Genomic DNA, 9,135 nt, shown 5'->3' on the forward strand with positions numbered 1-9,135 from the left:
TAAATCGAGGCGAAATCATGTGGCGTGTTATTTTGGGCTTTCTTGCTTGCATAAGCGTGCTGCCGATTTTTTTCTTATGGAAACATGGCTCGCTGAACTTCTTCGTGTCCGCGGTCATGGCGGTGGTTTGTGTGGTGGGAGCGGTCCCCTTGTTCTACTACTTCAGCAAGAACAAAGCGCCCAGTTGCCGTGACATCTCCAGCGCGGGAGGTGTTCTTGGGCTGCTTTGCGCCGTGCCCTTTGCACTGATGACGGGGCCGTTTGCGGTGTTTTTTGCCGTCCCATTTGTGCTCATTGGTATGGCGCTCGGACTTCTCTTCTGGATGATTGCGATTTACCGCAATAAAGCCATACCCATCCGCTGGCGATCAGCTGCGGCACACCCACCTGACCGGGCCATGAATTAGGCCGCGGCTTGTACCAGTAGTTGGGCCCTTCCCGGCAACTCCGCGAGCAACACGACCTGTCCGGGCGCGATCACGCGATCCGCCTGAAACCCTTCTCCAGACGCCACATCACCCCGCTGCCAGCGAATCGTCAGCGCACGGCCTTGCACTTGGAGGGCTATCTCAAACGACGGCCAGTGCGCCGGCACGCACGGCGACAGCGACAGTTCACCCTGCTGCACGCGCAGGCCCAGGATGTTTTCGATGGCCGCGCGGTGCAGCCAGGCGGCCGAGCCGGTGTACCAGCTCCAGCCGCCGCGGCCTACGTAAGGGGCGCTGCCGTAGATGTCGCCGGCCATCACATAGGGCTCCAGTTCGTAGGCCGGGCCGCGCAGCGGGTGTTCGCTGCGGTGGGCGGGGCTCAGGGCCTGGAAGCTCTCCCAGGCGGCTTCGGCGTCGCCGGTGGCGGCCTGGGCCATCATGGCCCAGACGGCGGCGTGTGAATACTGGCCGCCGTTTTCGCGCACGCCGGGCGGGTAGGCCTGGATGTAGCCGGGGTTGTCGGCCGAGTGCTGCAGCGGCGGCGTGAGCAGGCGCAGCAGGCCGGCCTCGGGATCGACCAGCTGTTCATTCATGGCCTGCATCGCGGGCACCGTGAACTCATCGGTGGACGCGCCGGACAGCACGGCCCAGGCCTGGGCGATCAGGTCTATGCGGCATTCACTGTTGGCGGCGGAGCCCAGCGGCGCGCCGTTGTCGAAAAATGCGCGGCGGAACCAGGCGCCGTCCCAGCCGTCTTTGTGCAAGGCGCTGATCCAGCCCTGGCGCGCGGCCAGCCAGCTGTCGACACGGCGGGTGTCGCCGCGCGCGCGCGCCAGCGGTTCGAAGTCCTGCACCACACGGCACAAAAACCAGGCCAGCCACACCGATTCACCGCGGCCTTCATGGCCCACACGGTTCATGCCGTCGTTCCAGTCGCCGGTGCCCATCAGGGGCAGGCCGTGGGCGCCGGTGGACAGGCTCTTGTCGAGGGTACGCGCGCAGTGCTCGAACAGCGTGGCGCTTTGCGTGCTGGTTTGCGGCGCGTAGTAGGCGTCTTCCGCGCCTTCGGGGATCGCCGGCCCGTCAATGAAGGCGACCTCTTCGTCGAGGATGGCTGCGTCGCCGGTCACCGCGACATACCAGGCGCAGGCATAGGGCAGCCACAGCAGGTCATCAGAGAAATGCGTGCGCACGCCTTCGCCGCCGGGCGCGTGCCACCAGTGCTGCACGTCGCCTTCCGGGAACTGGCGTGAGGCGTTGAGCAAAATCTGGCGGCGCAGGCGGTCGGGCTCGATGACGGCGAAGGCCATGGCATCCTGCAACTGGTCGCGAAAGCCGAAGGCGCCGCCAGCCTGGTAGAAGCCGGCTTTGGACCACAGGCGAGAGGCCAGCGTCTGGTAGAGCAGCCAGCGGTTGACCAGGGCATCGAACAGCGGGTCGGGCGTTCGCACCTGCAGCTTGCCCAGCAGGCCGGACCAATAAGCCTTGACCTCGTCCAGCGTTTGCGCGCTATCACGCGCCTGCCAGTCGCGGGCCAGTTGCTCGGCGGCGGCCGGGTCGGCAGCGTGGCCGAGCATGAAGGTCAGCGTCAGGCTCTGGCCCGGTGCAAGCATGAAGTGGCCCGCCAGCGCAGCGCAGGGGTCTGCGCCCCCTGCGGCGCTTTGGCCCAGCGCGGCGGGAATCACCAGTCGGCCCGCCGCGTCGAAGAACTCGCTTCGATCGCAGGTCCACTGCAGCGGGCCGGGCAAGCCGGCGGCGGATAAAAAGGCCGTGTTGCCGCCGAAGCCGGCGCGGCTTTCACGCTGTTTGGCGAGCACGGCCGTGAAGGCCGGGTCGTCGGATTTCCAGGCGCGGACAGTGCGGCGTTCGTGGCGCGCGGCGCCCATTTGCCACTCGACCATGGCAAGCGCGCGCAACCGGCGCGTTTCGCCGCCCTGGTTGTGCAGTTGCAGTTGCACAAGCTTGACAGGCTCGTTGATGTCGACAAAATACGTGGTCTCCACCTTCAGCGCGCCGTGCAGGGATTCAAAGGCGGAATAGCCCTGGCCGTGGCGCACGCGGCAAGATGCGCCGCTGTCGGCGCAAGCGCTCAAGGGCAGCAGTGCCTGCGTGTCCAGGTCCTGCAGCAGGTAGTGTTCAAAACAGGGGTCGGCCACCGGGTCGTTGGACCAGGGCGTGAGCTGGTGCAGCCGGCTGTTGACCGCCCAGGTGTAGCCGGCGCCGGCTTCAGAGACCTGGAAGCCGAAGGCGGAATTGGCGATCACGTTGACCCAGGGGCGGGGCGGGCGATGGGCTTCGTCCACCACAAACTGGAACTCGCCGGTGGCGGCATCAAAGTGGCCTTGCGGTGCTTGCGCGGTACCGGCGGCGTGGGGCGCGGGCAGCAGGGCCCTGGCGGGCGTGCCGGTGCGCTGCGGGTTGCCGATGGCTTGAAGTGCCGCGGCCTGCTGCTCCAGCGGCCGGCCGTCGGCCACGAGGATGACCCGCGCCAGGCCCGTGAGGGCGGCTTTCTCGGAAGGCACGATCTCCTGCTCGCGCAGCAGGAAAAAACCGCCGGCGTCCCGGCCCGGAAAGCTGTTTTCAGCCTGCCGCAGCGTGCGGTCGCGCAAGGCGAGGATGTCGCGCTGCAGCGGCATCAGGTAGGAGTTGACCTCGCTGTTGAGGATCACCACGTCGGCGGTCAGCCCGCAAAAACTCCACCAGGGCTGGGCCTGCAGCAGGGAGTGCACCAGCGCCATGCCGTTGCTGGAGTGGATGAGCACCAGCACGATGGGCTTGTCACCGGACAAGCCGAAGCGCCAGAGCTGGCGCTGGTCCACCAGGCCACGCTCACCCACCGCGCGGGTGCAGCTGTACATCAGCGCGGTGTTGAGGTCCTGCAGCGCGGCGTTTTCCTCGGGGTCCACGCCGAGGTCGCGCAGCCGCACCTGGGCCAGCGTGGCGGCCATGCGGGTGGCGCGTTCCACGTGCATGGGCTGCAGGTATTTGTCGATGCGCGCGGCCAGCTCGTCGGTGTCGGGCGCGGCGGCGGTGGCAAAGCTGAGCCTTGCCACACCGCCGGCCGGGATGCGTATGCGCACGCGCAGCCCGGCCACCGGGTCCAGCCCGTTGATGGGCGCGCCGCCTTCGCCGTGGATCTGCGTTTGCAGCGCGGGCTCGGCGGGGCCGCGGTTGCGCCCCAGGAAGGCACGGCGGTCCGCGATGAAGTCGATGGACCGCACGTTGGCCTCCGAATCCGCCAGGAAGTGCGCCACCGCCATGGCCGGGTCGCCTTGCAGCCGGGCCTTGCGCGTCAGCAGCAGTGCGCGCCACTCGGCGTGCCACTGGGTCTCGATGAACAGATTGGAGAAAGCCGGATGGGCTTCGTCGGCGCGCGGGTCGGTCAGCACGGCCTCAAAACATGACACGACGTCCAGCGTGATATCGGCGCTGGAGACGTTGTGCAGCGTGACGGTGCGTATCTCGGTGTCGTCTTCGGGGCTGACAAGCACGGTGGTCCGCATTTCCAGCTGGTCCGATGCCGCATCAAACTGCACGCGGTCGGCCAGGAAGGTGGCCTTGTAGCGCCAGTCCGGGTGCGGCGCGGGGTGCAGCGTGAGGGACGAGAGCCGGTCCTGGCCCGCCGGGCGCAGGTAAATGAAGGTGCCGCAGGCATCGCGCAACAGGTCGTCGCGCCAGCGCGAAATGTTCCAGGTCTTGTCGCCGCTGCGCCAGCGGCTGACGCCGGCGCCGTTGGCGCGAAGGGCCACGCTGTAGCGCCCGTTCGACAGCAACTGGGTAGGCTGCCAGCCGGGCGCGGCGGGGTCCAGTTCGCGCGAGTGGTAGAGCCGGGCCTGGGCCGTGTCGTCCGGCTCGGGGAGGGCGCGGGGATCGGCGCTTTCAATGATCTGGCGCGGCGTCTTTTCATGCAGCAACGACTCAAAGGCCTGCATCAGCGGCGCCGAGGAGAACCAGCGCCGCGGTGCTTCGTCGCACAGCACATTGCACAGCGCCACCAGCGACATGCCCTGGTGGTGCGCCATGAAGGTGTTGACCAGGCTCAGTGCCTGCGCGCCGGGCTGGCGCGCGACGGTGAAATCCAGCGCATCGGCAAAACCATACTCACCGCGCGCCCCCCATTGGTCGAGCTGGCGCAGGTTGGCCACCGCCTGCTGCGGATCAAACTGGGTGGCCATCACGCTGGCATAGGGTGCGACCACGCGGTCCGTGGGCGGCGTGCGGCGCAGGGCCAGGCGCGGCACGCCGAAGGGCGAGTACTGGAAGGCCAGCGTGTGGTCCTGGGCGAAATAGGCCGATTCCGAGACACCCCAGGGCAGACCCTGGGATTCGCCGTAGGCCTGCTGCTCCTTGACCGCGGCCAGGCCGGAGACATGCAGCAAGCCTTCGTCGGGCTCCATCATCACCAGCGAGGGCATCAGGTATTCAAACATCGAGCCCGACCAGGATTTGAGGCCGGGCGTGACGCCGACGGTCAGGAAGGCCCGGCCCAGCGCCTGCCAGTGGCGCCGGGGTACGTCGCCTTTGGCAATCGCCAGGAAGCTGGTGAGGCGCGACTCCGATGCCATCAGGTCGTAAAAGCTCGCGTCCAGCGCCTGCTCATGCACGCGCAGGCCGATGTGAAAAAGGTGGCGCTTGCTGCTGTAAAGGCCGCTGAAGTCCATGGCCATGCACAGCTTTTCGGAGCGCTCGCCGAGCGCCATCAAGCGGGCGGCTTCAGCCGGCTCGGTACCCGCCTGGATCGCCAGCTGGCGAAGGGACTGCGCCACCGCCAGCAGGTGGCCTGCGAGGTTGCCGCTGTCCACGGTGGAGACATAGGCCGGCAGCAGCACTTGCAGCGTGCGCGTTTCATACCAGTTGAAGAGATGGCCCTTGTGCTTGGGCAGGGCTTCCACCGTGTCCAGCGTGGCGGCCAGCCGTTTGGCCATTTCGGTGCCGGTGATCCAGCCGAATTCGCGCGCGCAGGCCACGGCCAGCAAATAAAGGCCGATGTTGGTGGGCGAGGTGCGGTGGGCCAGCGTGGGCTCCGGCTCCATTTGCAGGTTGTCCGGCGGCAGGTGCTGGTCTTCGGGGCCCACACACCGTTCAAAGAAACTCCAGGTCTGGCGCGCCAGTTTCAGGAGGTAGTCGCGGTCGGTGGCGTTCAGCGCGCCGTGCGGCGCGCGCATAGCCGGCTTGCTGCCCCACCAGGCGATCACCGGCGCCAATGCCCACAACAGGAAGAGCGCGGGGCCGGCTACCGGATGGGGACTCCAGGCGGCGGCCACGGCGAGCGCTGCGCAGGCGGCGACCACGGCGGCATGGCCGCGCACAAAGGTGTCCAGTGTGTATTGCGCCGAGGCCTGCGCCTGGGCGGCGGTGGTCCACTGCAGCAGGCGCCGGCGGCTGAAGGCCATGCGCCAGAGAGCCCTCGCCACGGCGTCGGCCATGAGGGCGGCCTGCACCGCCAGATGGCTGAACTGCCAGGCCGCCTGCGCCAGGGCGCGGCCCACATCGCGCATGCCGACGTCAAAAAAGTGCAGCCAGGCGATGCCGCGGCGCGTGGGAATCAACCCCGCCAGTGCGCCCATCAGCGGGCCGGCCAGGAAGGCCAGGAAACTCAGGGCCAGGGCGGTGCCCAGCGGCAGCGCACCGGTGAAGACCAGCCACGCCAGCAGCGCGAAGCAGGCCGGCGCGATCAGCGAGCGGCGCAGGTTGTCGGCCATGCGCCACAGGCCCAGGGCATCTATGCCGAAGGCGGCGGGGCGCAGCATCAGCGGCAGCAACTGCCAGTCGCCGCGCGTCCAGCGGTGCACGCGCGAGGCCGCCACGCCGGCATGGTGCGGGTGGTCTTCCATCAGCACCACGTCGCCCGCATAGCCGCAGCGCGCGATGCTGCCCTCGAGCAGGTCGTGGCTCAGAATGGCGCCTTCGGGCAGCCGGCGGTCCAGCACGGCGTGCACGGCCTCGACATGCAGCAGGCCCTTGCCGGTGAAATTGCCCATGCCGAACACGTCCTGGTAGAGGTCGGAGGTGCCGCTGCTGTAAGGGTCCAGCCCGCGCTGGCCGGCAAAGAGGCTATGGAATACCGACCGCTCGTGGTGCGCCGACAGCGGCGTGGCCACGCGGGGCTGCAGGATGCCGTAGCCGGCGGTCACACGCCGGGTTTTGCGGTCGATGTGCGGAGTGTTGAGCGGATGCGCGGCAATTGACACGAGTTCGCGCAGTGACCCCGCGGGCAGGGTGGTGTCGCTGTCCAGCGTGACCACGTAGCGTGTGCCTTCGGCCAGCCGCGTGTCACCGCCGACGGGCAGGAAGCCGGGCGCGGAGCGCTGTGCCAGGTGGCGCAGCAGCATCTCGAGCTTGCCGCGCTTGCGCTCCCAGCCAATCCAGCGGCGCTCGCCGGCCGACCAGGTGCGCGGGCGGTGCAGCAGCACAAAGCGGGCGGGCGCGCCCTGGGCCACGGGGTAGGCCGCGTTCAGGGCACGCAGCCGGGCCAGTGCATCGTCCAGCAGGGCCTGGTCACCGGGCGTGCGTTCGGTGTCGGCGTCGGCCCAGTCGGTGAGCAGCGCGAATTGCGCGTTGGCCTCCCGGCTGGCCAGCCAGTGCAGATGCAGGCGGTGCGCCAGCTCGCCGTTGGCTTCAATCGACGACAGCATGGAGGGGATCACCACCAGCACGCGGTGCTCGGGCGGAATGCCGGCGCTGAAGTCCAGGCGCGCCAGCGGCTGTATGCGGGTGGATTCGGCGATCAGGCGATGGATCAGCGCGACGACGGCTTCGGAGGCCGGCCATGCCATGAGGAACACCGCCACCCAGGCGGGCCAGGGCAGCAGCAGCACGGTCAGCGGGTGAAGCGCCCAGGTGAGCAGCGCGGCGGTGCCCGCGGCCCAGGCGGCCGCGAACAGGGGCAGGCGCCAGGCGCGCGGCGTTTCGGAGGCGGGCAAAGCCTTGCGCGGGCCCGCCGCCGGGCGCAGCGCGGCCTCGAGCAGCGGACGGCCCGGGCCTATCAGGTAGTAGCCCGCGGTGCGCGCGACCATGGAGTTGTTGGGCTGGCGTGCCGCGGCCAGAACGGCTTCGGCGACGGCGCGCTCCGATTTTCCGCTTTGCTGCGCCAGCCGCTCCATGGCGCGTGTGATCTGCTGGCGCGTCATCTCGCTTTCGCGTGAGAAGCTGGGCAAACGGCGCAGTACCTGCAGGGAATGGCTGACGGGCTCGATCAGCTCGACCCATTCGACCTGTCCGATCAGCCGCAGGGTGGTGATGATGTTGCTGACGGTCAGGTTGGCGGCCACCTGCACGGTTTGCCCTTCGCCGATCATGCCCAGGGCGTCGGTGCAGTGCTGCTCCGTCCAGCGCACCAGCAGGAGTGCCGGATGCAATTCGGGTTCTGTGCGCTCGACGGGCATGCGCTGCCACAGCTGGGTGAGGTAGCTGCGCTCCAGGCCGTGGGCCTGCATGAGCGCCAGCAGTTCGTCGAGGTCGCGCAGGCTCAGCGCGTCGGCTTGGTCCCAGGCGGCGTGGGCCACCTCGCGCGCGACCTTGTTCCAGGCGATGCGGTCGGCCATGCGGCGCAGGTTTTCCAGCAGCACCACGCGCAGGGTGGTGGGCAAGGCCCAGAGTTCGCCGAGGTTGAGCTCGCTGACCTCCTGGTAGGCATGCAAAAAGGCGGTGAACAGCACCGGGTCCAGCACGCTGTCGGTGTGCGCCACATAGGCCCAGGCGATGCCGTAGACGCGCGGCAGGCCCTGCAGGGGCTTGTCAGCCAGCTTGGGCAGGTCGGCGTAATAACGGTGCGGCACGCCCTCCTGGATCTGCTGCAGCTGCGCCTCGACCAGGTGAAAGTTGTCGAGCAGCCATTCGGCCGCGGGCGTGACGTAATGGCCGCTGAGCGAGGTCAGCGCAATGTAGTCGTAGGCCAGGCGGATGGCGGCGATATTCTCCTGCACGCGCGGGAAAAACGGCGGGCCGCTGTGCTCGCTGCCGGCGGGTAGCACGGCTTGCGCTGCGGCCAGGCTGCGGCCGTGCTCTTCAAAACGCTGGGCGCCGAAGAGCTCAGCGCGTATGGGCTGCTGTATGTCACTGCGGGGCGTGGCAAGAAGTTGCCGGGCGTAGGCGCTTAAGGTGTCCAGCCGCTCGACGACAGCCGTAGCCACTCGCTCAGGCTATGGCAAGAAGGCCGAGGCAGAGCGCCACGATGAGCGCAACCGTCACGATGCGCGGCGACATCACGGAATGCGCGGATTGCAAGCCGGTCTGGAGCGTGAAGAAACGGCCGCGCGAATGCGCGCACTGGTCCATGTGCGACGCCAGGTCGGCGGCGTCGGTGGAAACAAAATCGGTGTGAAGGGCCGACGGCCTGTCGGCCATGATCTCCAGGGTGGTCATGATTTTGCGCTCCGGGGTGGGGAGCACGGCGATGCGGGATGCCGCATCGCGCCGTGCTGTCTCCATCCTAGGGAGCGCGGGCCGGCGGCGCCATCGGAAGAGGCTGGAGTTGGTCTAGGACAAAGCCTACAGTGGGGGTTTTGGGCATCCCTGCGGCTGTCCGCACTCCCTCTGTTCTCTTTGCTGAGGGCTGCTGGCCGGGGGTTGCCCGGCGGCAACTTACTTTTCTTTTGCTTCGCCAAAAGAAAAGTAAGCAAAAGAAAAGGCGACCCTGGTTGCTGCGTCCCTTCGCTTCGCTACGGGCAACCTGCGGTGCTCGGTTCAGGCGGGGTCTCGCTAAACT

Annotated in this window: 3 protein-coding genes; 1 reads left to right on the top strand and 2 read right to left on the bottom strand. The window is 68.1% G+C overall.

Going from position 1 to position 9,135, the window contains the following annotated elements; all coding sequences use genetic code 11:
- The first annotated feature begins 17 nt into the window (after nt 1–17).
- Nucleotides 18–407 (top strand): hypothetical protein, encoded by a 390-nt coding sequence (locus tag AC1D1F_RS20680; RefSeq protein WP_477679056.1) that lies wholly within the window; start codon nt 18–20, stop codon nt 405–407.
- Here AC1D1F_RS20680 and AC1D1F_RS20685 read toward each other — a convergent pair.
- Entirely contained in the window at nt 404–8,560 is an 8,157-nt protein-coding gene (locus AC1D1F_RS20685) for a glycoside hydrolase family 94 protein (RefSeq protein ID WP_477696252.1), read from the bottom strand. The genes AC1D1F_RS20680 and AC1D1F_RS20685 overlap by 4 nt on opposite strands.
- Before the next feature lie 4 nt (nt 8,561–8,564).
- Nucleotides 8,565–8,792, bottom strand: a complete 228-nt coding sequence (locus AC1D1F_RS20690) for a hypothetical protein (RefSeq protein WP_477678132.1) — start codon at nt 8,790–8,792, stop codon at nt 8,565–8,567.
- Nucleotides 8,793–9,135 lie beyond the last annotated feature (343 nt).

This window comes from Polaromonas sp. P1_H6, from assembly GCF_056405195.1.